Source organism: Agrobacterium sp. Azo12, assembly GCF_029193765.2.
GTDB lineage: Bacteria > Pseudomonadota > Alphaproteobacteria > Rhizobiales > Rhizobiaceae > Agrobacterium.
Genome location: NZ_JARFYO020000003.1, coordinates 625537 through 648162 on the forward strand (window position 1 = coordinate 625537; position 22626 = coordinate 648162).

21 protein-coding genes are annotated in these 22626 nt (G+C 56.5%); 8 read left to right on the forward strand and 13 right to left on the reverse strand.

The window, feature by feature from the left end; genetic code table 11:
- Positions 1-216 precede the first annotated feature (216 nt).
- Entirely contained in the window at positions 217-1536 is a 1320-nt protein-coding gene (locus PYL13_RS24880) for an LLM class flavin-dependent oxidoreductase (RefSeq protein ID WP_275642648.1), read from the forward strand.
- 49 nt (positions 1537-1585) lie between these two features.
- Here PYL13_RS24880 and PYL13_RS24885 read toward each other — a convergent pair whose 3' ends face one another.
- From PYL13_RS24885 to PYL13_RS24895, 3 genes are all read right to left on the reverse strand, one after another.
- Positions 1586-2377: an endo alpha-1,4 polygalactosaminidase gene (locus PYL13_RS24885; RefSeq protein ID WP_303299151.1), complete on the reverse strand. Its 792-nt coding sequence runs from the start codon at positions 2375-2377 to the stop codon at positions 1586-1588.
- A 332-nt stretch (positions 2378-2709) separates the two neighbouring features.
- Positions 2710-3411, reverse strand: a complete 702-nt coding sequence (locus PYL13_RS24890; protein WP_275642650.1) for an aspartate/glutamate racemase family protein — start codon at positions 3409-3411, stop codon at positions 2710-2712.
- 20 nt (positions 3412-3431) lie between these two features.
- Complete coding sequence (locus PYL13_RS24895) at positions 3432-4061, reverse strand: flavin reductase family protein (protein WP_275642651.1); 630 nt, start codon at positions 4059-4061, stop codon at positions 3432-3434.
- 131 nt (positions 4062-4192) lie between these two features.
- Here PYL13_RS24895 and PYL13_RS24900 point away from each other — a divergent pair, with 131 nt between their 5' ends.
- The 6 genes from PYL13_RS24900 (at position 4193) to PYL13_RS24925 (ending at position 10315) form a co-directional block, all read left to right on the forward strand.
- Positions 4193-4870, forward strand: a complete 678-nt coding sequence (locus PYL13_RS24900) for a GntR family transcriptional regulator (protein WP_275642652.1) — start codon at positions 4193-4195, stop codon at positions 4868-4870.
- A gap of 231 nt (positions 4871-5101) precedes the next feature.
- Positions 5102-6130, forward strand: a complete 1029-nt coding sequence (locus PYL13_RS24905) for an amino acid ABC transporter substrate-binding protein (protein ID WP_275642653.1) — start codon at positions 5102-5104, stop codon at positions 6128-6130.
- 68 nt (positions 6131-6198) lie between these two features.
- The gene (locus PYL13_RS24910) at positions 6199-7347 is read left to right on the forward strand and encodes an amino acid ABC transporter permease (RefSeq protein ID WP_275642654.1); all 1149 of its coding nucleotides are present in this window, start codon (positions 6199-6201) and stop codon (positions 7345-7347) included.
- A gap of 2 nt (positions 7348-7349) precedes the next feature.
- Positions 7350-8444: an amino acid ABC transporter permease gene (locus tag PYL13_RS24915; RefSeq protein WP_275642655.1), complete on the forward strand. Its 1095-nt coding sequence runs from the start codon at positions 7350-7352 to the stop codon at positions 8442-8444.
- Positions 8437-9879, forward strand: a complete 1443-nt coding sequence (locus PYL13_RS24920; RefSeq protein WP_275642656.1) for an amidohydrolase family protein — start codon at positions 8437-8439, stop codon at positions 9877-9879. Before PYL13_RS24915 ends, PYL13_RS24920 begins: the two co-directional genes overlap by 8 nt.
- 232 nt (positions 9880-10111) lie before the next feature.
- Positions 10112-10315 (forward strand): cold-shock protein, encoded by a 204-nt coding sequence (locus PYL13_RS24925; RefSeq protein ID WP_192490822.1) that lies wholly within the window; start codon positions 10112-10114, stop codon positions 10313-10315.
- A gap of 232 nt (positions 10316-10547) precedes the next feature.
- Here the strand turns inward: PYL13_RS24925 and PYL13_RS24930 are convergent, their stop codons facing one another.
- From PYL13_RS24930 to PYL13_RS24975, 10 genes are all read right to left on the reverse strand, one after another.
- The gene (locus PYL13_RS24930; protein WP_275642657.1) at positions 10548-11510 is read right to left on the reverse strand and encodes a dihydrodipicolinate synthase family protein; all 963 of its coding nucleotides are present in this window, start codon (positions 11508-11510) and stop codon (positions 10548-10550) included.
- A 341-nt stretch (positions 11511-11851) separates the two neighbouring features.
- Positions 11852-12613: an SDR family NAD(P)-dependent oxidoreductase gene (locus tag PYL13_RS24935; RefSeq protein ID WP_275643062.1), complete on the reverse strand. Its 762-nt coding sequence runs from the start codon at positions 12611-12613 to the stop codon at positions 11852-11854.
- 3 nt (positions 12614-12616) lie between these two features.
- Positions 12617-14314, reverse strand: coding sequence for an SMP-30/gluconolactonase/LRE family protein (locus PYL13_RS24940; RefSeq protein ID WP_275642658.1), 1698 nt, complete (start codon positions 14312-14314; stop codon positions 12617-12619).
- The gene (locus PYL13_RS24945; protein WP_275642659.1) at positions 14311-15306 is read right to left on the reverse strand and encodes an NAD-dependent epimerase/dehydratase family protein; all 996 of its coding nucleotides are present in this window, start codon (positions 15304-15306) and stop codon (positions 14311-14313) included. Before PYL13_RS24945 ends, PYL13_RS24940 begins: the two co-directional genes overlap by 4 nt.
- Entirely contained in the window at positions 15303-16385 is a 1083-nt protein-coding gene (locus tag PYL13_RS24950; RefSeq protein ID WP_275642660.1) for an ABC transporter ATP-binding protein, read from the reverse strand. The genes PYL13_RS24945 and PYL13_RS24950 overlap by 4 nt, the downstream gene beginning before the upstream one ends.
- 2 nt (positions 16386-16387) lie before the next feature.
- Positions 16388-17218: a carbohydrate ABC transporter permease gene (locus PYL13_RS24955; protein WP_275642661.1), complete on the reverse strand. Its 831-nt coding sequence runs from the start codon at positions 17216-17218 to the stop codon at positions 16388-16390.
- A 10-nt stretch (positions 17219-17228) separates the two neighbouring features.
- Complete coding sequence (locus tag PYL13_RS24960) at positions 17229-18155, reverse strand: carbohydrate ABC transporter permease (RefSeq protein WP_275642662.1); 927 nt, start codon at positions 18153-18155, stop codon at positions 17229-17231.
- Positions 18156-18231: 76 nt separating this feature from the next.
- Entirely contained in the window at positions 18232-19503 is a 1272-nt protein-coding gene (locus PYL13_RS24965) for an ABC transporter substrate-binding protein (protein ID WP_275642663.1), read from the reverse strand.
- A gap of 22 nt (positions 19504-19525) precedes the next feature.
- A complete protein-coding gene (locus PYL13_RS24970; protein WP_275642664.1) occupies positions 19526-20692 on the reverse strand; it encodes a mandelate racemase/muconate lactonizing enzyme family protein in 1167 nt (388 codons plus the stop codon).
- Positions 20689-21597 carry a dihydrodipicolinate synthase family protein gene (locus tag PYL13_RS24975; RefSeq protein WP_275642665.1) on the reverse strand — a complete coding sequence of 303 codons (909 nt, stop codon included), beginning with the start codon at positions 21595-21597 and terminating at the stop codon, positions 20689-20691. The genes PYL13_RS24970 and PYL13_RS24975 overlap by 4 nt, the downstream gene beginning before the upstream one ends.
- 117 nt (positions 21598-21714) lie before the next feature.
- Here PYL13_RS24975 and PYL13_RS24980 point away from each other — a divergent pair, with 117 nt between their 5' ends.
- Complete coding sequence (locus PYL13_RS24980; RefSeq protein WP_275642666.1) at positions 21715-22626, forward strand: 2-dehydro-3-deoxygalactonokinase; 912 nt, start codon at positions 21715-21717, stop codon at positions 22624-22626.

The following is a 22626-nucleotide window of genomic DNA, read 5'->3' on the forward strand; positions in this document are numbered from 1 at the left end:
CACCCGGCTATTGTCTATAAAATATATATACTATTCAGATCATGATGTAATGTCGAAAGTTCGAATTTTCGGAAGAAAAATCTAAATTTTCAATGATGTGGTTGGATATAGAGTTATTTATCTTATCTCGGTTAAAATTAGGGAATAAATATTCGGGAGGTTGTCCCTATTTCTATCGCCAATATATTCCCAACATGCTCCAAGGAGAGCCGCGCCATGGCAAAGTCGATGCATCTCACCGCGTTCATGCGTCCCGTCAGTCTGCATACCGGCGCGTGGCGATATCCGGGTTCCTATGCCGATGCGAACTTCAACTTTTCCCATTTGAAGTCATTCATTCAAAAGCTCGAAGCTGCGAAATTTGACGCTTTTTTTATGGCGGATCATCTGGCGGTTCTGAACATGCCAGTGGAGGCGCTGAGACGCAGCCACACTGTTACATCCTTTGAGCCGTTCACTTTGCTTTCGGCGCTGGCTGCCGTGACTGAAAAGATTGGCCTTGCCGCAACGGCGTCGACGACTTTTGACGAGCCGTATCACGTTGCTCGCCGGTTTGCCTCGCTCGATCATATCAGCGACGGACGCGCTGCATGGAATATTGTTACAACGGCAAACCCTGACTCCGCGCTCAACTTTGGTCTGGATAACCATGTTGATCATGGTGATCGATATGCGAGAGCGCGTGAGTTTTTTGATGTCGTCACGGGCCTGTGGGACAGCTTTGCTGATGATGCATTTATTCGCGATCAGGAAAGCGGCATCTTCTTTGATCCCGATAAAATGCACGTGCTTGATCACAAAGGCCCTGCCCTGCAGGTCAAGGGGCCTTTGAACATAGCCCGGCCTGTCCAGGGCTGGCCCGTCATCGTGCAGGCCGGACAATCAGAGCCCGGTCGTCAACTGGCGGCTGAAACCGCAGAGGTGGTGTTTTGCTCGCCTCGCGATCTCGCCGCTGCAAAGCTTCTTTATACCGATATCAAAGGCAGGATGCCAGCCTTCGGCCGTCGTCCGGAACAGCTCAAAATACTGCCCGCTGCTCTCATCGTGATTGCGGACACGGTGGAAGAAGCCAAGGCTAAGCGCGCCAAGCTTGATAGTCTGGTGCACTATGACAGCGCTATCGCGTCACTGTCGATTGCTCTTGGCCATGATGCGTCCGGTTTTGATCCGGATGGCCCGCTGCCTGACATACCCGATACGAATGCAAGCAAGACCGGTCGCGAGCAAGCGATAAGGCTTGCAAGAGAGGACGCGCTGACGGTGCGTCAGTTGGCACAGCGATATGGTGGTTATGCTGGCCTCGCCTTTGTGGGCACGCCACAAACCATCGCTGATGAGATGGAAAAATGGTTGGCCGTGGACGCCAGTGACGGCTTTACAGTTGTGTTACCATATCTTCCGCAAGGGCTGGACGATGTGGTACTTCGGCTGGTTCCGGAACTGCAACGGCGAGGTCTGTTCCGCCAGGATTACGAAGGAACAACGTTGCGAGACCATCTCGGGTTGCCACGTCCCACCAACCGGTTTTTTGCGTGACGCTTTGTGGTTCGGTTGATGCCAGAAGTTGCCGCGACAAGCGGAGGTGTCAGCGAGATGCTGCCGGGCAATGGGCGTAGTAATAGCCTTTTTGTCCCGGCGCTTTCAGCATACGATCACGCAGGATCGTGGCTTTGGGCGTGTTCTTGTCACGGCAGACAGCGGAGAATTTTCCGCGCAGGTCATCGGTATATTCAATGTTGATGACCTGATCTCCGTAGAAGCGTGTGTATTCGGAACACTCATCGAAACGATGGCATTCTTCTGCAACGGCGAAATCAAATCCGATTGTGCGGCGCTCGTCGTGGGAAAGCTGCGGTGTGTTCTTCTGACCTGCGGCCAATCCACTGCTGTGTGCGATCTCGACAAGCAGGCGCGCGAATGCCACCGCATCTTCCTGCGTCAACGCCCCTTTAGAGCGGCTAAAGGAATCGAGATTATCGAATTCGACGGCGTCAAAGCCGGCCTCTGCGCAGTGCGCTATGCCGGTGCTAAGCCGTTTTGCGATCTGTTCTCTGAGCGCTGCAGACGAGATGTTCAGAAGATACTCATCTGGCCAGCCGGGATCGGCAAATGCTTTGCCGTTTTTGCCAATAACCAAAAGCTCATTTGGCCACTGGCTGTCCGGCTGGGTCTGAAAACCATTCACGTAACAAATATTGTAAAGGCCTTCGGCTGGCATCGCCGTGCTGTCTCGCGCCACAACAGTAACGCCAAGGGGAGGTTCATAACTGCCGCCCAGTTGATAGTCTGGAATTGCCCTACTTGGTATGGGCTTAACACGCTGATTTTGCTCAAGGCTGAACGCGACTTGTGGGAGCAGAACAAGAGTTGTTGCCAAAAAAAATCGCTTCAATTTTCAATATCCCTTGGCCTAATCAGACGTGTGCGCAAGACTTTAGCCGTTGTCGTGGCGAGTTGAAACGGCAGGCTCGATGCCGAGTAGAGTACGGACGTTCGTTCGAAAAGCATGGGGGAAGTGACAACCTAATGTGTTGCCTTTTTATTGTCTGTATCTGTGATGATCTGGTGCCAAGCACGACAGGCGGTCGCTTTCTCGGCTGGAAGATAATGATCCGCCGCCACAAGTCTCTCGCGAGCAAATGATGGGAAGAATGTTGACCAGATGAATTCAGTCGTAAGACGGCCCGGTGTCAGCCGGAGATCTGCCCGTCACCCCTTGACGCGCGGATAGTCGTAGGCATTGACCTTTGATGTGACGTAACCAGCACCGACGAGGGCTTCGGCTATCTTGATTGCTGCCGTCACGCCATCAATCACCGGAACACCGGTCGCCTCGCGCAGACGATCGCAGAGCGCCGACATGCCAGCGCAACCGAGAATGATGGCCTCGGCGCGGTCTTGCTGTTTGGCCGTTTCAATTTCACGGATCAGCAACTGCTCTGCCATGGCTGGGTCTTCCTCCAGTCCAAGGACAGGCAAATTGATTGCCCTGACTTTACGGCAGTGATGATCTGCGCCGTAATCACTCACCAGATCTTCGATGATCGGGATGGACCGGGGCAATGTGGTGATGATCGAAAAGCGGCGACTGATGGTCATCGCCACCTGTATCGCCGCCTGGCAGATGCCGATGACGGGGCCGCGCGCAACTTCTCTGGCCGCGTGCAAGCCGGGATCATCGAAGCAGGCGATGACATAGGCCTCAATGCCCAGACGTTCGCCCTTGCGAATTTCCTCCAGCATGCCTGGCACAGCCATTGCCTCGTCCGCGCCACCCTCGATGCTGATGGGGGTGTTTGCCGGATTAACGGCAGAAACCTCGGTGCCCGATTGTTTTACCCGCAACGCACTTGCCAGCGCCTGGCTGGTCATCGAAGCCGTGGAGTTTGGGTTGATCAGGCGAATATGCATCGTCGTGAATCTCTCAGGGCCTATTTGTCCTGCGGTTTGATGAAATCTGCGATCGGTGGTGCGCTCAGTTCAAACTGGCGATCCGAAGTGATGTAATTGTCGGCATGCAAACGCGCGATCGGCTGATACCGTTCTGGATCGACATAACGTCCCTCGGCATCAAGGCACTCTCGGTGAACATGCATGTGGAGGACTTCGCCAATCACCAGGGTGCGGCGGGGATAATCGATCAGACGTTCCACCCGGCACTCAAAGACACAGGGCGATTGCGCGGCATAACTTGCGTCGATCTTGGCGCATGGCCTGGCTGTTAGTCCAGCCATGGAGAGTTCATCGACTTCATTATCAAAGCCTAGTCCGCAGACCAGCATTTGCTGCGACAAGGTCATGTCGACCATGTTGATGGCGAACTCACCGGTGCGGCGAATATTGACCATCGTGTCTTTTTCTTCACCCGAAGATTGCGGCTGGATGCCAAGCACAACAAGTGGGGGGTCGTGTGAAAACACGTTGAAGAAGCTCATGGGCGCCGCGTTGTTATGGCCTGCTGCCGAACGGGTCGTCACCAGCGCTATCGGTCGCGGGCCGATGAAATTCGTGAGCAGGCGGTAGCGGCTTTGTGGCTCAAGTTCGGTGAAGTCGAATTCCATGGTGAGATCTCAATTTCATAATTTACAATGATGTCTCATATTGTCGACAATATAGCAATGAAAATCATGACAATATCATTGACTTTTCTCGTGTCATCGCGTTTTTATAACGGCAATAGGGAACAGATTTGATGACCGCGCAGGCCGGACCGTCCACACAACACATTGTCGAAAAAGTCTGGTTGTCCATCGCTGAGCGCCGGCTTCGTCCCGGCGTGCAGCTCAAGGAAGAGCAACTGGCGACGATCTTTAATGTCAGTCGCGCCAAGGTTCGCCAGGCTCTCACCGCACTGGAGCGCGATGGCCTTGTCACCATCATTCCCAACCGCGGCGCCTTTGTTTCCAAGCCATCGGTAGAAGAAGCGCGGGACGTATTTTTCGTGCGCCGAACGGTTGAGCGCTGTGTGATCGAACGTCTGTGCAAGTCGATTTCCAAGGCGGATCTGAAGCGATTGCGTGATCATGTCGCCAAAGAACGTGTCGCTAATACGGAAGATATTACGAGTGAAATCATCAAGCTTTCTGGTGGTTTTCACCTGCTTTTGGCGGAAACTCTGGGTTCGGACTTCCTGTTCACGACAATGCGGGACCTGATTGCCCGCTCATCGCTGATAACAGCCGTCTACCGCAATACCAACCGCTTCAATTGTGGGCCGGATGAACATGCCGAGATCGTTGAGGCGGTTGCCGCCAACGATGCCGAAAAGGCAATTCGTCTGATGGCGCATCATCTCGAGCATGTCGAATCCGAACTCGACCTGAGCGAAATCCGCGATCTCTCCCACGATCTGCGCGCCGCCCTCGCCTGATATTTGCTGTGGTATCGGCTGTGAAATCCCGCTGGCTTGGCATCACGCACGAATGCGTCTGTCGTTCGTGGTGGCGATCAGCTGCGCCTGCCTGCTTCGGAAAATTCAGCGCAGCGACAGAGATGGGTGTTGTCAATCATGGGAAGATATTGTAGACAATGCTGTACGCATTATCTCCACCAAAAATAACAAAATTCTAGGGAAGTGCATCCAATCAAAAGGGGAACTGAAATGAATAGATGGACAGTTGGGAACTGCATCGGTGCAGCCCTCGGAATTCTGACAGTCGTCACAGCAGGCGTTGCCAACGCCGATACACTCGACACGGTAAAGCAGCGCGGGAAGCTGGTTTGCGGCGTTTCTCTCTCCACACCCGGTTTTGCTGCACCTGATGACAAGGGTCGCATGGAAGGTTTTGATGCGGATATCTGCCGCGCCATTGCCGCCGCCGTTTTTGGGGATGGTGAAAAGGTCGAATATGTCCCGACCAACATCAATACCCGTTTCCAAGCACTTCAGTCCGGCGAAATCGATGTGCTGTCGCGTCAGACAACCCATACATTTACCCGCGATGCCTCTCTCGGTATCGATTTCGGGCCTGTCGTGTTTTATGACGGTCAGGGCCTGATGGTGCAGAAATCGCTTGGCGTAACCAGCGCCGAGGAACTGAAGGATGCAGCCATCTGCACCCTGCCCGGCACTACGACGGCACAGAACCTCAGCGACTTCTTCGGCAAGCTTGGCGCCAATTTTGAACTTGTTGTGTTTGAAAGCCCCGACGAAAACCGTGCAGCGTTTTTCAGCGGTCGTTGCGATGCAATCTCGTCTGACCGTTCCGACCTTGCCTCGATCCGCGCCGTTGCCAACAATCCCGACGACTATGTCGTTCTGCCGGAAACCATCTCCAAAGAACCACTGGCAGTTGGCGTTCGCCAGAACGATTCCAACTGGCGCGATATCGTATCCTGGTCGATCTGGACGCTGATGGCGGCAGAAGAAAAGGGCATCACCCAGGCCAATGTCGATGAAAAGGTCAAAAGCGACGACCAGGAAATCCAGCGTATGCTTGGCGTCACTGACAATCTCGGCGAGATGCTGAAGCTCGACAACAAGTGGGGCTACAACATCATCAAGTCGGTCGGCAATTACGGTGAAGTTTTTGACCGTGCGCTTGGTGAAAAGACCCGGCTTGGCATGACCCGTGGCCCGAACACTCAATGGAACCAGGGCGGCCTGCTTTACGCTCCGCCAATCCGCTAGATCGAGATCGTCGCGCCCGCTCCTGCGGGCGCGAATACCTCTTGCGGCCGTCTCGACGGAGGGTTCCGATGGCTTTGCTGAGCAATGTGCGCTTTCGCGCGCTTTTTTACCAATGGCTGGCAATCGGTGTCATCGCCTTGATTGCCTGGTCGATGTTTACGACTGCAAGCCAAAACCTTGCCAAACACGATATTGCGACCGGGTTCAGCTACCTGTCGCGACAGGCTGGTTTTGTCATCAGTGAAGCGGCAATTCCTTATGGGCCGAGCGACACAGTGGCCCATGCGCTGCTGGTTGGTCTTGCCAACACCGTCAAGGTGTCGCTGTTGGCCGCCATTTTCGGCACCATCATCGGGCTTCTGGTCGGGATTGGTCGCATGTCGCGCAATCCGATGTTGCAGCGGCTCATGCTGGGCTATGTCGAGGCGCTTCGAAACGTGCCGCTGCTGCTCTATTTGCTGTTCTGGTACGCGGTGATCATCAATGTGCTGCCACCGGTGCGGGAAGCCCTGGCACTAGCGCCCCATGTCTATCTTTCCAATAGCGGCCTCGTCATTCCCTCCGTCACCTTTGAACGTGGTTTTGCCTTTGTTTTTGCGGCCATTGTTGTTGGCATCATAGGTGCAGTGGTCATCAGGCGTTTTGCACTGCGCAGGCGATTAGCGACCGGCGTTTCCAATAACGGGGCTTTGGTTGCCGTGATGTTCGGTTTCCTGCCTGTTGCGCTGGTCCTGCTGCTGCACGGCATAGACATGACTTTCGACTTGCCAGAGAAAGGCCGCTTTCGCCTCACGGGCGGCGTGCAGATCAAGCCAGAATTTGTCGCCTTGCTGTTCGGCTTGTCTCTCAGCGTATCGGCCAATGTAGCGGAAATTGTTCGCGCGGGCATTCAGGCTGTAAACAAGGGCCAGTGGGAAGCGGCGATGGCGCTTGGCCTACCGCGCCGCCGCACCATGCGGCTTGTTATTCTGCCACAGGCATCTCGCTTGATGATCCCACCGTTGACCAATACATACCTCACCGTCTTCAAAAACAGTTCACTGGCGATTGCCATCGGTTATCCCGATCTTGTCATGGTCTCAAACACCGTGATGAACCAGACCGGGCAGGCCATGGAAACGATTGCGATCTTCATGGGGGCTTATCTCACCCTGTCGATCATAATTTCGCTGTTCATGAACTGGTACAACTCTCATGTTGCGCTGAAGGAGCGTTGATCGTGACGGAAGCTCAACTCGTCCTTGGCACAGCCAGCATCCAGTCCCCTCCCCCGCGTCCGCAACGCTGGCGGCAGGACTGGTTTGGTACGCCTGGCAACGCGCTGATCACCATTCTGAGCAGTGCGGTCGTTCTTGCGCTGGGATGGTTTGCGATACAGTGGCTGTTTCTCAACGCCACTTTTGCCGGCACACCGGAAGACTGCAAGGCGGCAAGCGGTGCCTGTTGGCCATTTCTCAGCACCAAGCTGCGCTACATGGCCTTTGGCTTCTACCCCTATGAAGAACAGTGGCGGCCGCTTCTCTCCCTCATCGTCTTTCTCGGCTCCATTACGGTTTCGATGGTGCCACAGATGTGGAGCCGCAGGCTGCTGCTGTCGTGGATTTTCCTCATCCTGCCCGGCCTCTACATTCTGATGGCGGGCGGTATGTTGGGCCTGCGTGCCGTTCCGACAACGCAGTGGGGTGGCCTGCCGCTGTCCTTCATGCTGTCGTTTGTCGGGCTCGCCTGTGCCCTGCCGCTCGGCATCCTGCTGGCACTGTCGCGCGCCTCTGACCTGCCGGTCATCCGTGTTCTGGCAACCAGCTTCATCGAGATCATCCGTGGTGTGCCGCTGATCAGCATTCTGTTCATGGCAACCGTGATGTTGCCTTTGTTCATGCCGGACGGCGTGACGGTGGACAAGCTGCTGCGTGCCCAGATCGCCATCATCATTTTCGCTGCCGCCTATATTGCCGAGATCGTGCGCGGCGGTCTGCAGGATGTGCCGAAGGGCCAGATCGAGGCTGGCAAGGCACTTGGCATGGGCTACTGGCCGATCATGTTCAAGATCGTGCTGCCGCAGGCAATGAAGAAAGTCATTCCGCCCCTGGTGTCGCTGTTCATCGGCTTCTTTCAGGACACGACGCTCGTGACCATCGTTGGGCTGCTCGACTTCCTCGATACTGTGCGCTCGGCGATGCGCGATCCGGTCTGGCAGGGCATTGCCGTACTGGAAGGGTACGTGTTCGCCGCTGCCGTCTATTTCCTCTTCAGTGCACTGATGGGTGCCTATAGCCGTTTCCTCGAACGTTATTTCAGGACAAGCCATGACTAAGCAGATCACCGTCATCCGTAATGTCGAAACGATCGTCGCCTATGACGAAAAAACCGGCAGCCATGCCTATCTCAACAATGGCGATATTGCCTTCGATGACACGTCTATCCTGCACATTGGTGGGCACTATACCGGTCCATTTGCGGTGGAAGAACACGGCCAGGGCAGTATGCTGTTGCCTGGTCTCATCAACATCCACTGTCATTCCGATGAGGAGCCGCTGTCAAAGGGCATATTCGATGACATGGGCACAGCCGCCCTCTGGGGTCAGGCGATGTATGAATATTCGGGCCTGATCGAAATCAGCCAGGAGGCGCGTGAAGCGTCACTAACGATCATGCTTGGCGACCTTATTCGCAGTGGTGTTACCACACTTCTCGATATTGCCGGGCCTCATGACGCGTGGCTGCCGACGCTGGTTAAAAGCGGTGCCCGTACCTATGCCGCGCCGGGATTTCGTGAAGCGAGCTGGCACGTCGAAAACAGTCACCGACTGGAATATCGCTGGGATAAGGCACGTGGTCGCGAGGCCTACCAACAGGCACTTGCCTGTGTTGACGCCGCCGAGGCCCACCCTTCCAGCCGCATTGGTGGCGTCATCGCCCCGTCGCAGGTTGAGACATGCTCTGAGGACTTGCTGATTGAAGCGACGGCGGCGGCCAAAAGCCGTGGCGTGCCGATCACAATTCATGCCGCGCAGACCATGGCAGAACATGAGGAATTGTTGCGCCGAACTGGCAAGACGGCGGTCAAATATCTAGAAGGGCTCGGTATTCTCGATGAAAGGCTGATCCTCGGTCACTGTATTTTCCTCGACAGCCATTCCTGGACACGTGAACGCACGCAGACCGATATGGAGCTGCTTTCTAAACGCGGTACCAGCGTTGCCCACAGCCCGGTTACGTTCTCGCGCAGCGGCATGATCCTGGAATCGATCGGGCGTTATCGCCGGGCCGGTATCAATGTCGGTATTGGCACGGACAGTTATCCTTACAATATGCTGGAAGAGATGCGCCGCGCGCTAATCTGCGCGCGAATTGCCGGCAAGAGCGTTTTCGACATCAAGACCGGTGATATCCTGGACATGGCAACACTTGGTGGTGCGAAGGCACTTGGCCGTTCGGATATTGGTCGCATTGCGGTTGGCGCAAAGCCGGACTTCTCGCTTGTTGATCTCAACCATCCCGCCATGCAGCCGGTGTACGATCCACTGCGCAACCTGCTGCAATGCGCGGCAGAGCGCGCGGTAGAGGCCGTCTATGTCGATGGACAATGTATTGCGCGTGGCGGCAAGTTGCTTGGGCTGGATTATGATGCTGCGGTCCAGGTGATGAAGGAGGCCTCGAAATTTGCGGTCAGCCGTATTGCCCAAAAGGACCCTCAAGGCCGTTCGCTTGGCGAACTCGCACCTCTGTCTCTTCCAGTCCTCAATTGATCTAGTCGACAGGGCCAGATGCAAAACTGCCTGCCAAAGGCAGTTTTGTCAGGCCTTTGTTTGGCCACGTTTGGCGGGTGAAGGCCCAAAAATGGCTGTCTAGGCAATTAAAGTGGCCTCGCAACGTTGTATTTACAGTATTTACTATCAAATATCGGTTGCGGTTGACGGCGCAGATGCCTAATCTCCCGCGTCGGCGGCATAAGGGCCGCCATTATTTACGGGGATATACATGGCCACTGGGACAGTAAAGTTTTTCAATCAGGACAAAGGCTTCGGCTTTATCACGCCAGACAATGGCGGCGTTGACGTATTCGTTCACATCTCTGCAGTTCAGAGCTCGAGCCCACTTCGTGACGGCCAGAAGGTCAGCTACGAAATCGGTCAGGACCGCAAGACTGGCAAGTCGAAAGCGGAAAACGTCGTACCTGCTTGATTAAATCACGGCTCGTTGCCGCGCGTGAATGGGGATCGATTTGATGACAGGTCGCCCCATCTGCGCGGAGACGCTTTTTCGCCGGCACGCTTGATTATGCATTTTGGGAGCTGTGCGGCGCCGTTTACGCTGCCAGAGCCGGCTCTCAGTGAAAATCACCAGTGAGCAGTGTGAAAATACGAAATTTACAGCGGGGTCCGAGTTTGTGCTCGGACCCCGCTGTTATTTCTGGTTACGCCTTGTAGGTCTGGACAGCGCCTGGCAGCTTGCTCCACTGGGCATACCAATTGTCGAACAGCTTCAGCTGTGCTTCGACGTAACCGCGCTGGCTGTCAGAGAGGAAATCGCTCTCATTGAAGTTCAGCGTGTATTCCTTGTCGCCCTTCACCACCATCATGTGCTTGAAGTAGAGAACGAGATCCGGGCCTTCATCGAAGGATGACAGCACGGCAAGAGCGTTTTCCAGTTCCAATGCACGCTGACGAGCGTCCGCATCACCTGTTGCCGCAGCCATGGAGAGCTTGCACAGGTGCAGGACTTCCTTCGGCAGGACGTTGCCGATGCCGGTGATTGCACCGGTTGCTCCGCAATTGACGAAGCCGTGGACGACGGCGGTGTCGACACCAATCATCAGCGTGACTTCATCATCGCGGCTGGTGATGTTCTCTGCGGCATAACGCATGTCAGCCGGGCCACCGAATTCCTTGAAGCCGACAAGGTTCTTGTGCTCCGAACGAAGATCAAAGAACAGGTCGGCACGGGTCGCAAAGCCGTAGTAGGGGCTGTTGTAGATCACCGCCGGAAGATCAGGTGCTGCAGCGAGGATGGCCTTGAAGTGGCTCTTCTGGGCACTCACGACCGAGCCACGCGACAGGACGCGCGGAATAACCATCAGACCCTGCGCGCCTACCTTCTGGGCATGGGCTGCGTGGGCAACGGCCGAAGCGGTGTTGACGGCGCCGGTTCCAACGATCACAGGCACACCTGCCTTGACCAGACGCTCGACACCTTCCATGCGCTGTTCGTCGGTCAGGAGTGGCCAGTCACCCATCGAACCGCAATAAACCACCGCTGACATGCCGAGCGCGATCAACTCTTTGCCCTTCTTGACCAATGCGTCGAAGTCCGGCGTGCGGTCTTCTTTGCAAGGGGTCATCAATGCAGGCATAGTGCCCGAAAATACTGCGGCGGACATGCGGCTTCCTTTCTGTTGAGCCATTTCACTCACGGGATCAATGGACTTTATACATTCGATTACCCTGGATATAATCTAGTGTATTCATATTGTCGACAGCAAATCTGGATAAATTAAGGATGCCCGCACAATTTCCCCGGTAAGCTCACACATCCGGTTTGACAGAGGCTTGTTTTAAGTTGGCAATGTCGGGAAAGCTGCCGGAAATTCAGCCGTCTAAAGGATGGCTGTTTGGAACAGGAGCAATCCGCTTGAACACGCCTCGATGGAGGCCTGCCGCGCAAAGGAGACAATAGCGATTGGTTACGCAGGCTCACTAGCAGGTGGCGCGCAGGTCCGGCTCAGTAACCACCGGTCAGGAAAATGCTTTCGCCGGTCATGAAGCTGCAGGCCGGAGATGACAGGAAAATCGCCGCTCCGACCATCTCTTCCGGTTGCCCTGCTCTGCCCATCCAGTTCAGGGTGCGGACATAATCAGCCCAACCCTCGGGATCCTCATCTTTCCTATGTGCGTTGCGGTCGGTATCGATCAAGCCAGGCGCCAGCGTATTGAGCAGGACATTGTCGCGGGCAAAATCCCGTGCCTGGCTCTGGATAAGATTATGCTGTGCCGCCTTGGTGGCAGCATAGACGGTAACAACGCTTTTGGGTCGAAGCTGGTTGATCGACCCGATCGACACCACCCGGCCCCATTTGCGGGCCGCCATCAGCGGCAGTGCCGTCTGCAGCATATCCACCGTCGAACCGAGATTCACCGCCAGTTGGAACGCAAGATCAGCGGGTTTCAGATCAGGCAGGGTCGCGTTGATCTGAGCGCTGGCATTGATGATGAGAATATCGATCGGTGCGATGGCCTCAGCCCGTTCAATCAGGTCGCGGCCAGCATCGGGGCTTGAGAGATCGCTTGCCAGTTCCTGTGCGGTACCGCCTGCGTCGGTAATGCGTTGCTGAACAGCTGCTGCGCCTCCGGCTTTTGTGCCGTGCAGAATGATGTGCGCGCCAGCCCCCGCCAAACCTTCGGCAATTGCGGCACCGATGCCGCGACTGGAGCCCGTCACCAGTGCTGTGCGGCCCTTCAGGCCAAAAACTGTTTCAAGACGCATCATTTATCCTTCGGACACTGAACCTTCGAATAGCGGTATGCGCGCACCGGCAACGCCGGGGCGGCAGGAGAACAGGCCACCCGACAGTGGTGCATCTGCCAGCGCCGAAGCTGGCAAACGTGTGCGGGCGCTGGTGATGAAAAGTGTCGAGAGGTCTGGACCGCCAAAGGCGATACTGGTTGGTCTTGGCACCGGCAGATCGATCACCTGGTCCAGCTTGCCATTGGGTAGATAGCGATGCACGCACCAGCCATCCCAGATTGCGCACCAGACACCGCCTTCAGCATCGACCGCGAGCCCGTCCGGTCGACCGTCGGCGACCGGAATGCGCGCAAATTCGCGTCGTCCCGACAGAGTGCCGGTCACTGGATCGCAATGATATGCGTGGATGAGCCCCGGCACGGTATCGACAAAATAGAAGGTGCGAGCATCCGGGCTCCAGCCAAGGCCATTGGATACGATAATACCGCCCTCCTTGCGTTCGGAGGCACCAGAGGCATTGATGCGGTACAGCGCGCCTGTTGGTTTGGAGGCGTCGATCCGCATTGAGCCAACCCAGACAGCACCGTCGGGTCCACATTTGGCATCGTTCAGGCGGTTATCGGCAATGCCCGCTTCCGGGCTGACGAAAGGTGTCAAGCGACCGGAGGCAAAATCCAGCCATTCAATGCCATCTTGCGAGGCAACCAGCAGACGGCCTTGCGAAACTGGAATGACAGCACTGACCAACTTGCCGGTTTCCGCAGTGTCGTTGCGGCCGGTTGCCGGGTCAAAGCGATGGACCGCCGGGTGCAGAATATCCACCCAGTAGAGGGCCCTTTCGTCTTCGTGCCAGACCGGGCTTTCACCAAGTTGTGCGCCCCAAGGCAGAACGCAACTGAGGTCCGCCATGTGGCGCCCGACAGCTGTGCGAGGACGCGGACGTGAACTGATGGCGACGGCACCCGCGGCACCGGTAATGCGCCGGGCTGCTGCAATCAGTTCACGGCCAGCTGGATGGATGTTGGATGCATCGAGACGTGAGGATGGGCCAAGCGCCACCAGTACGCCGATCGGCGTATTGTCGCGCCCCATCACAGGAGCAGCCACCGAATTTACGCTGCGCAAATGCTCTTCATAGGAAATAGAATAACCGCGAGCCCGCGTCAGTGTCAGGTCGGCCTGCAGCGCGTCCAGTGTGGTAATGGTTTGTGGCGTTTGCGCGTCCAACGTCAGACGCTCGATGAGTGACCGGCCGACTGCAGGGTCCTGAAAGGCGAGAAGCGCCTTGCCAGGCGCGGTGCAATGTAGCGGCACGCGGCGGCCCACTTCAACGCGTACGGACAGACCATTGGGTGAACGTTCGACCAGATATTGCGCCATCACACCGTCCAGACGACACAGGGCCACCGTCTCGCCAAGCTCGGCCGCTAGCCGTTCCAGTTCAGGTGTTGCGGCCGAGACGAGATCGAAACTCTCCCACACCTTATGCGACATTTCGAGAAAACGCTGGCCCAGCACGTACGTGCCGCGCGCCTCGTCCTGGCGCACCAGCCCGTAGGCGATGAGCGTGCGCAGAATGCGTGCAAAGGTGGGTTTTGGCAGGCCAGAGGCGCGCAGCAATTCTGCAAAACGCAACGGTTCTGGGGCATCGGCGACCATGTCGAGCAAGGTCAACCCTTTGGCGAGCGCGGCTGTCCCTCCCGGCGTTTCAGGCTTCATGGCCTCTTCCCCCAAGGCTCGTTCTCCCCGGTGAGACGCTGCCGCCTTGCGGCGATGGCCTCGTCCAGCATTCGCTTCATCGTCCATTCCGCCCTAAACCCCAGCCTGTTCCTGATACGCGCGTTTGACGTATGGTAATAAACGCCTGCGCCGGGAAAATCGACTGGTACGATTGGAAGGCCGGTTAAAGTTGCCATTTCGGTGATGAGTTCGGCAAAATCTTCCGGTTCGTCTGATCCGAGATTAAAGATCTGACCTGCCGCGTCGGGATGATCGAGCGCCAGGAGAATACCCGCCACCATGTCGCGGGTTTCGGTTATGTGCATGCGGAACGCACGGCCGTTTTCATTGCGTGCTAGAACATGTGCGGGCTCGCCGATGTCTCTGGAGCGCAGAAGATCGGCTATAGCAAGGTTTCCAAAGTTTTCTTGCTGGCGGATACGTGGTCTCAGGAAAAAACGCGGGCCCGAAAAGAAGCTGTCTTCATCCAGCAATTCACTGGCGTCCTGCGTGTGCGAAAATCGCAGGATCACGGTTTCCATTGTGCCAGTGCGCTGGTGGAACTGTACCAGTTCTTCCCCAAGCAATTTGGTCAGACCGTAAGGAGAGTTTGGACGGAGTGGATGCTCCTCGGTGACCGGTAGAAACTCTGGCCGATTTTCAGGATAGACTTCGCCTGAGGACGCAAAGACAAAACGACGCACACCTGCGGCCGCAGCCGCATCCAGCAGCCGCCGCGTTCCCTCGACATTGGCTGCAAACATGCGGTCGCGGTCAGCGGCTGCCCAGGACATGAACGCGCCGAGATGCAGGATGTCTGTTACGCCTTCAACTGCCTGCGTCAGACTGGCAGCATCTTCAAGCGAACCAACGACATCGCCATCCGTCCCTGAAGGCTTGACGTCAAAACCGCGGACTGGCTGGCTTTTTGCTCTCAATGCAGCAGTAACAGCGCGGCCAACCCGCCCTGCTGAGCCGGTGACCAGAATCATAACCGTTCACCGGTCTTGGCATCGAACAGATAAAGCTGGGCAGGATCAAAGCGGAGCCTGATGTCTTCGTCCCGTGGCAGATTTCCGGTATGGGAAACGCGGGCAATCAAGCCCTTCGATTTTCCTTCTTCACCGTCTGCGATGCGTGCGCCTTCAACGTTGAAGTAGACGTATTTTTCCGATCCGAGGCTTTCAATCAATGTTGGGCGGACAGAGAAGGTCACCGGCGCATCACCAAGCACGAGGTGCTCCGGTCTCAGGCCAATCACGACCGCACCCTGATGGCTGGTGGCGCGTGGCAAGGCCACCTGCTGACCAAACACCGTCACCGTGCTATCGCGCAATTCCGCATTGAGAAAGTTCATGCCCGGCGAACCAATGAAGCCTGCCACAAAAAGATTGGCGGGGTTATTGAACAGCTCGTCGGGTGCAGCGATCTGCTGGATGATACCGCCCTGCATGATCACAACACGGTCAGCCATGGTCATGGCCTCGACCTGGTCGTGGGTCACGTAAACGGTGGTCACACCGATGCGTTTGTGCAGGGCACCGATTTCGGCGCGCATATGGACACGTAGCTTGGCATCAAGATTGGACAAAGGCTCGTCCATCAAAAACGCCTGTGGCTGACGCACGATTGCACGGCCAAGTGCGACGCGCTGGCGCTGGCCGCCGGAGAGTTCCTTTGGTTTGCGGTCGAGATAGGGCGTCACTTCAAGGATACGCGCTGCATCATCAACACGTCGATCGATTTCTGTTTTGTCAGTGCCGCGCATCTTAAGGCCGAAACCGATATTCTGGCGTACGGTCAGATGCGGATAAAGCGCGTAATTCTGAAACACCATGGCGATGTCGCGATCGCCGGGCGCAAGATCCGTTACCTCGCGGTCACCGATGAAAATCTCGCCTTCGGAGGCAGGCTCGAGACCCGCCAGGATTTTCAGCATTGTTGATTTGCCGCAGCCGGACGGTCCAACCAGCACCACGAACTCGCCGTCTTCGATCTCCAGAGAGAAGGGCCGCAAGACGTTGAGCGCACCATAGGACTTGCTGACATTGCGAATGGAAATATTGGCCATGCTTATTTCTCCGCGCCAGCGGTAAGACCGCCGACCAAATAACGTTCAAGAAAGAGGTAGATTGCGATGATTGGCAGCGCGATGAACACCGATGCGGCGGAAATGTCGTTCCAGTAGGTGACATATTCACCCTGCATCGTGGTGATGCCGAGATTGGCTGTCCAGTTGTCGGGTGAATTGACGAGGAAGGTGCGCGCATAGGCATAATCTGCCCAGCTGAGCACGAAGGCATAAAGCGCGGTTGCGGCAAGGCCCGGCGTCGCGATCGGCAGGACCACACGGATCATGGCGCCAATGGGCGAACAACCGTCAACCATGGCAGCCTGTTCAAGCTCCTTCGGAATGGTGTCGAAATACCCCTTCAGCATCCAGGTGGCGAAGGGAATGATCATCGTCGAATGCGCCAGCACAAGCGTCCAAAGACTGCCGATCAGGCCAAAGCTAGAGAAGATCGAAAACAGCGGAATGACCAAGAGTGTGGCCGGCAACATCTTGGCGGTGAGGACGAACATCCCCATGGTCGCGCCACCCCGCATGGAATAGCGTGACAATGCGTAACCGGCGCTGACAGAAACCAGCATCGACAGCGCCACCGAGCCGATGGCGGCAAGCATCGAGTTCCAGAGCCACATTAGAATGGGTTTTGCGGCCCAGACGCGGGCAAAGATGTCCCATTGCGGATCGTCAGGCCAGAAGGTTGGCGGCAGGCGGTAAAGTTCATCGGTCGTCGACAGCGCCGTTACCAGCAACCAATAAACCGGAAACAGGATCATGATCAGCGTGAACGCGACCGTGGCGTAAAGCGCGAGACTCTGTGCGAATGTACGTCTCATCAAAGCCTCCTCAATAAATGGATTTCGAACGCCGGCCCAACATCAAAAGGCTGGCAATAATGCAGATGACCAGTGTCAGTACGCCGACAGCGGCGGCACGGCCGAAGTTGTGGTACTGGAAAGCCTGATCGTAGGTCATGATCGATAGTGTCTGGGTGGAGCGCAGTGGCCCGCCACCGGTCAGGACCTTGATGATCGAGAAATCACGGAAAACCCAGAGCAGTGTCAGCACGAGTGTGACACCGAGCACCGGCATCAAAAGCGGCATGGTGATCCAGCGGAAACGCTGCCAGACACCGGCACCATCGACCTTTGCGGCGGCATAATAATCCGCAGGGATCGACTGAAGGCCGGCAAGGCACATGATCGATACGAAGGGGAACCCTTTCCAGACCATGGTAATGGCCACCGCCCAGAAAGCCGCCGTCGAACTGCTGATCCACGGGATCATCTGGTCGGTAAAACCAAGCTGTATCGCCAGCCAGCCGAACAGCCCGAAAGAGGTATCAAACATCCAGGCAAAGATCACCACAGCGATGATTTCCGGTACTGCCCAAGGCAGTGCCATGCCGAGGCGGGCGGCGGTGCGACCTTTGAAACGGTTGTTTACGAGAAGTGCTGTGCTGAGACCGACGGCAACACTGCCGACTGTAACCACAATCACCAGTTTCAGCGTAACCCAGCAGGCCAGCCAGAATTCTGGCGAGGAAAATAGCCACACATAGTTGCTGATCGAGAACGGACGGCTAGCACCACCCAACCTTGGTATCTTGACTTGCTGGAACGACAGGTCGATCGCCAGGACAAGCGGCCAGACGATGATGGCGGCGACCATCAAAACCGCCGGGGCGATTAAGATGTAGCCGAGAAGATGTTGCCGGCTGGGGCGCGCAAGGTCAAAGAACTTGCGTCGCTCCGGCTGAACGGTGTCGGTCATGGATATTTCTCCTGCCGGATGCTGTGTGATATGTGCATGGCCCGCAAGGCAAGCGGGCCATGGTCCCAAAAAAGCGTCAGCCTTTGATGCTTTCCGCCTTGGCCTGCATGGTCTTTGCGACTTCCGCAGGGTCGAGGTCCTGAATGATCATCCGTTGCGTCTCTTCCATCACCATCTTGCTGAACTCGTTGTAATAGAGCTCAAGCCCGATCGGTACACGGTCGATCCCCTTCTCCGATGCAGCCTTCATCGTTTCCAAAAGAATCGGGAAATGCGGAATGGTCTTTTCAACGCCAGACACATCAGCCTTAGGGCTTGGCGGCGTGTTGCCGCCTAGCGTCGCATAGGTGCGCTGGAATTCAGGTGTCATCGTCAGCTTGATGAAATCCCAGACCAGTTGTTTCTGGTCATCGGGAATGTCTGATGGCATGGCCAACACGTTGGATGAGCCACCGAGCGGCGGTGTCAGCGGTGGTACAGCATAAACGATGTCGTTCTTGGCCGAACCTTTTTCGGTGGTGCCGTAAAGCCATGGTCCATCCAGACGCATGGCCATTTTTCCATCGGCAAAAAGCTTGCGCACATCGCTAGCACTCATATCGACCGGGCTGATGCCGCTTTTCATCACGGTTTTCCACCGTGTCAGACCCTCGACCATCTCAGGCGTATCAATGGTGATATTGCCGTCCTTGTCAGTCCAATAGGCACCGGCATCGATGATGTAGTTCAGCATCTCGGTGAGATATTGGCCCGGGCCACCCTTGGTTTCATGACCCGTACCGAACTGGTCGATGATACCGTCACCATTGAGATCCTTGGTGGTTGCCTTGGCAGCGGCAAAGAATTCATCATAAGTCTTTGGCACCGCAATGCCGGCCTCATCGAGAATCTTCTTGTTGTACGCCATCACGAAACCGAAGTAGTTGGTCATGATGCAGACGGTTTCACCGTTCCATTCACAAGTTTTCTGACCGGCCCAGCCGGTCATGTCGATGCCGTCCTTTTCGAGCCAGGGATCGAGTGGCTCCAGCCAGCCGCTATCGGCAAACATCTGGAATTCGAAGGATGCGAGATGCACGATCTGTGGCGGCTGGTTGGCCGCAAACAGCGTCGTCATCGTATCAGCGTAGGAACTGCGCTCGGCCTTGGTGAATTCGATCTTCACGCCGGGATGCTGTTTTTCAAATTCTGCAATGGCCGAGTGCCACCACTCACCGGTGCCAGCATCATCGGTTTGCCAGGAAATGAATTTCAGCACCGTGTCGGCCATGGCAGGCGCAAGGCTGCCAATGGTCACCAAAGCTGTGGTTGCGGCGCCGAGCGCCAGTCTTTTCATTGTCTTGTTCATGGCTTCCTCCCAAAGAACCAATTCAGATACGTTCAAGCATACTGATCGCCGCCTCCGACGGCTTTACCCCGAGCCCTGGCCCGGAGGGCAGGTAATAACGACCTTCGCGGCAATCCATGTCACCTGAAAGGAGGCGACGGTTCGGCTCGAAAATCGAATGCTGGAATTCGTGGCCTTTAAGCGTCTTCAATGTTGAAGACGCCTGCAGACTTGCCGCCAGAAAGATACCGGCGCCCACTGTTGCGTGCGGGATCACGTCAATGCCATGTTCGGTCGCAAGGGCGCCGATGCGAACAAAGTTGGTGATGCCCTTATGGCCCATTTCCGGCTGTACAATGGCGATGCGGCATCGCTCGATGCGGGCGCGCATGTCCCAATGGGTGCGCCACTCCTCCCCGACAGCGATCGGGATGTCGGTGCCTTTGGATACTTTTTCCAGCCCGGCAATGTCTTCGGTCCAGACTGGCGCTTCGGCGAACCATGGATCAAACGGCGCCATGTCTGCGATCAGCTCCAGCGCCCGTTCCGGTGTCTGGTTCCAATGCATGTCGGCGGCGATTTTTGCCTGCGGTCCCAAAACCTTGCGCAGGTTTTCCATTTCTGCGGCCGGGCCATCATCGGCCACCGGTGTCGCAAATTTGAAGGCGTCAAAGCCGCGATCCTGCCAGTATTTTGCCAGTTCGCCGCGTGCCTGCAGCGTCTTTTCCGGCAGGCCCGAAACATAAGCCGGAAAATCGTCTACGCCACCGCCCAGCATATCACGCACAGATTTACCCGCTTCCTGACCGGCTATATCCCACAGAGCAATATCGAGGGCCGCCAGTGCATCGACATAAAAGCCACCCGTGTAACCACGCACCCGCATCATGTCATAGAGATCGTCATAGATTGCGGACGGATCAGAGGCGTCGCGGCCGATGACAAAACCGGCCAGCAGATCATTGATCAGTGCGGCTACAGCGCCTGGTGCGACGATGCCATAGGTCTCGCCCCAGCCAACCACCCCATTTTGGGTGGTCATGCGCACAAGCACGCTGCGGTCGAAGGTTGGGTAAACCGTGCGGTTTCCCTTGCGTACGATGTAGCCGTTGGGGTTGACAACCTCACCTTCCCTTAAAGCGCCCAGATATGGCACTTTACGGGGTTGGGTCAGGGTAAAAACCTCGATGGATGCGACCGGGCTGCTCATGCGGCCTCCGCGGAGAGAAGACCGAGTTCCACTAGATTGGCATCGATGTCGGCAATCGCTGCCGCGTCGAGATCAGGGGTCGGAGCACGTACACCGACACCGTCGATGATGCCGCGACGGGCCAGCACATGTTTGGTCAATCGCATACGGTAGACTGCCTGCAAGACCAGAAGCGGCAGGGTGCGAACATAGATCGCCCGCGCCTCGTTGTGTTTGCCGGCAACCAGTGCCCGGTCGATTGCCACATGTTCGCCTGCAATCTCGAGAGCTGGCATGGCAGCCGTCGCGCCGCGAGCATATTCGTCCAGGATGTAACGCGCACCGCCGCCACCGATCACGCCTTTCAGGCTTTCTGGGGCATTCGCGATGATGTGGCTGATGGCTGGGCCGGCCGGCAGTGTCTCTTCCTTGACATAGGCGACACGCGGCAAGGCACGAATAATCTCGACAATAGCATGGGGTGACAGGTCTGAACCGCGTGGTGCAGGCGCATTCTGCAGGATGATTTCGATCTCTGGCAGTGCGTCCAGCACATGGCCAAGAAATTCGATCAATGCCGGGGCATCGGTGCCGACCGATTTTGGCGGCTGCACCATCAGATGGCGGATACCGTGGCTGGCGGCCACCCGGCCGTGCTCCACCACTTCGCGCCAATCAGCGGCACTGGCACCAGCCACTACAGGGACCCGCCCTGCAGCCTCTTTAACAACCACTGCCAGAAGCTCGGCACGTTCGTCAGCGCTGAGGTTCTCAACCTCGCTGGCAAAGCCGGGAAAAACCACGCCGTCCACGCCCTGTTCGAGTGCAAACCGCACCAGCCGTGACATGCCTGCCTTATCAACCTCTCCGCTCTTCAAAAACGGTGTTGGCAGAACGGGCAGTATGCCCTTCAGACCAGTCGCCATTTCCTCACCTCCCATTGAAGTCTCACATATTGATACTTTGAATTCACTAATTGACACTACATGCGCAAAACTCTTATGACAAGCCCTCAGATGAAAATGAGCGAGGAGGCTCACGACATGGCAGAACAAACCGCATCGATCATCGTCGATTGGGGAACCACATCACTGAGAGCTGCGCTGGTGGACGCCAATGGTGAACAACTGGACCAGTTGGAAACCGCACAGGGCATCTCGTCCCTTCAGAAGGGCGAACATGAGGCTGCATTGATGGGGGCTCTGGCGCCCTGGTTCTCGACCCATGGTGCGATCCCGGTGGCTGCGCTCGGTATGATCACCAGCCGCAACGGCTGGGTGGAAATTCCCTACGTGCCCTGCCCGGCAGGACCTGCAGACCTGGCCGCCGGCAGCACAAAACGACAGTTGCCGAATGAGTCGGACCTGGTTTTCCTGCCGGGATTGACCGACCCGGCCCGTCGCCCCTTCCCGGATGTGATGCGCGGTGAAGAGACGCAGATCGTTGGGCATGGGCTAGGCGCTGATGCAACCATCATCATTCCGGGCACCCACAGCAAATGGGCAAGCGTCAAAGCTGGCAAGATCGCCGGTTTTCAAACATTCGTGACTGGTGAAATCTTCGCGCTGTTGATCAACCATTCCTTCATTGCCCGAGGTGCCACCCAGCCGCCCATTGATGATCCGGCCGCTTTTGACCAGGGCCTTGAGGAGGCGAAAAACTCGCGCGCGATGCTCTCACTGCTGTTTTCATCGCGAACGGGCGGATTGGCTGGCAAGCTGTCACCCGATCAGTTGCGATCCTACGTTCATGGCATGGTCATTGGTCAGGAATTCCGGCAGGCCTGCGATGCGGGCTGGTATTCGCCGGGCGACAAGGCAACCATTGTTGGCAATGACGGATTGAACGACCTCTATCTGGCCGCAGCCAGAAAATTCGATCTGGAAATTGACCTCGGTGCAGATGACGTTCTTGTTCGCGGGGCGTTGAGTGTTCTCAAACATTCACTTTCGTAA

Excerpts from the sequence above, each read along its gene's own strand:
- PYL13_RS24880 (WP_275642648.1), top strand. The coding sequence starts at position 217 with ATGGCAAAGTCGATGCATCTCACCGCGTTCATGCGTCCCGTCAGTCTG.
- PYL13_RS24890 (WP_275642650.1), bottom strand. The coding sequence starts at position 3,411 with ATGCATATTCGCCTGATCAACCCAAACTCCACGGCTTCGATGACCAGC.
- PYL13_RS24895 (WP_275642651.1), bottom strand. The coding sequence starts at position 4,061 with ATGGAATTCGACTTCACCGAACTTGAGCCACAAAGCCGCTACCGCCTG.
- PYL13_RS24900 (WP_275642652.1), top strand. The coding sequence starts at position 4,193 with ATGACCGCGCAGGCCGGACCGTCCACACAACACATTGTCGAAAAAGTC.
- PYL13_RS24905 (WP_275642653.1), top strand. The coding sequence starts at position 5,102 with ATGAATAGATGGACAGTTGGGAACTGCATCGGTGCAGCCCTCGGAATT.
- PYL13_RS24910 (WP_275642654.1), top strand. The coding sequence starts at position 6,199 with ATGGCTTTGCTGAGCAATGTGCGCTTTCGCGCGCTTTTTTACCAATGG.
- PYL13_RS24920 (WP_275642656.1), top strand. The coding sequence starts at position 8,437 with ATGACTAAGCAGATCACCGTCATCCGTAATGTCGAAACGATCGTCGCC.
- PYL13_RS24925 (WP_192490822.1), top strand. The coding sequence starts at position 10,112 with ATGGCCACTGGGACAGTAAAGTTTTTCAATCAGGACAAAGGCTTCGGC.
- PYL13_RS24930 (WP_275642657.1), bottom strand. The coding sequence starts at position 11,510 with ATGTCCGCCGCAGTATTTTCGGGCACTATGCCTGCATTGATGACCCCT.
- PYL13_RS24935 (WP_275643062.1), bottom strand. The coding sequence starts at position 12,613 with ATGCGTCTTGAAACAGTTTTTGGCCTGAAGGGCCGCACAGCACTGGTG.
- PYL13_RS24940 (WP_275642658.1), bottom strand. The coding sequence starts at position 14,314 with ATGAAGCCTGAAACGCCGGGAGGGACAGCCGCGCTCGCCAAAGGGTTG.
- PYL13_RS24945 (WP_275642659.1), bottom strand. The coding sequence starts at position 15,306 with ATGATTCTGGTCACCGGCTCAGCAGGGCGGGTTGGCCGCGCTGTTACT.
- PYL13_RS24950 (WP_275642660.1), bottom strand. The coding sequence starts at position 16,385 with ATGGCCAATATTTCCATTCGCAATGTCAGCAAGTCCTATGGTGCGCTC.
- PYL13_RS24955 (WP_275642661.1), bottom strand. The coding sequence starts at position 17,218 with ATGAGACGTACATTCGCACAGAGTCTCGCGCTTTACGCCACGGTCGCG.
- PYL13_RS24960 (WP_275642662.1), bottom strand. The coding sequence starts at position 18,155 with ATGACCGACACCGTTCAGCCGGAGCGACGCAAGTTCTTTGACCTTGCG.
- PYL13_RS24965 (WP_275642663.1), bottom strand. The coding sequence starts at position 19,503 with ATGAACAAGACAATGAAAAGACTGGCGCTCGGCGCCGCAACCACAGCT.
- PYL13_RS24970 (WP_275642664.1), bottom strand. The coding sequence starts at position 20,692 with ATGAGCAGCCCGGTCGCATCCATCGAGGTTTTTACCCTGACCCAACCC.
- PYL13_RS24975 (WP_275642665.1), bottom strand. The coding sequence starts at position 21,597 with ATGGCGACTGGTCTGAAGGGCATACTGCCCGTTCTGCCAACACCGTTT.
- PYL13_RS24980 (WP_275642666.1), top strand. The coding sequence starts at position 21,715 with ATGGCAGAACAAACCGCATCGATCATCGTCGATTGGGGAACCACATCA.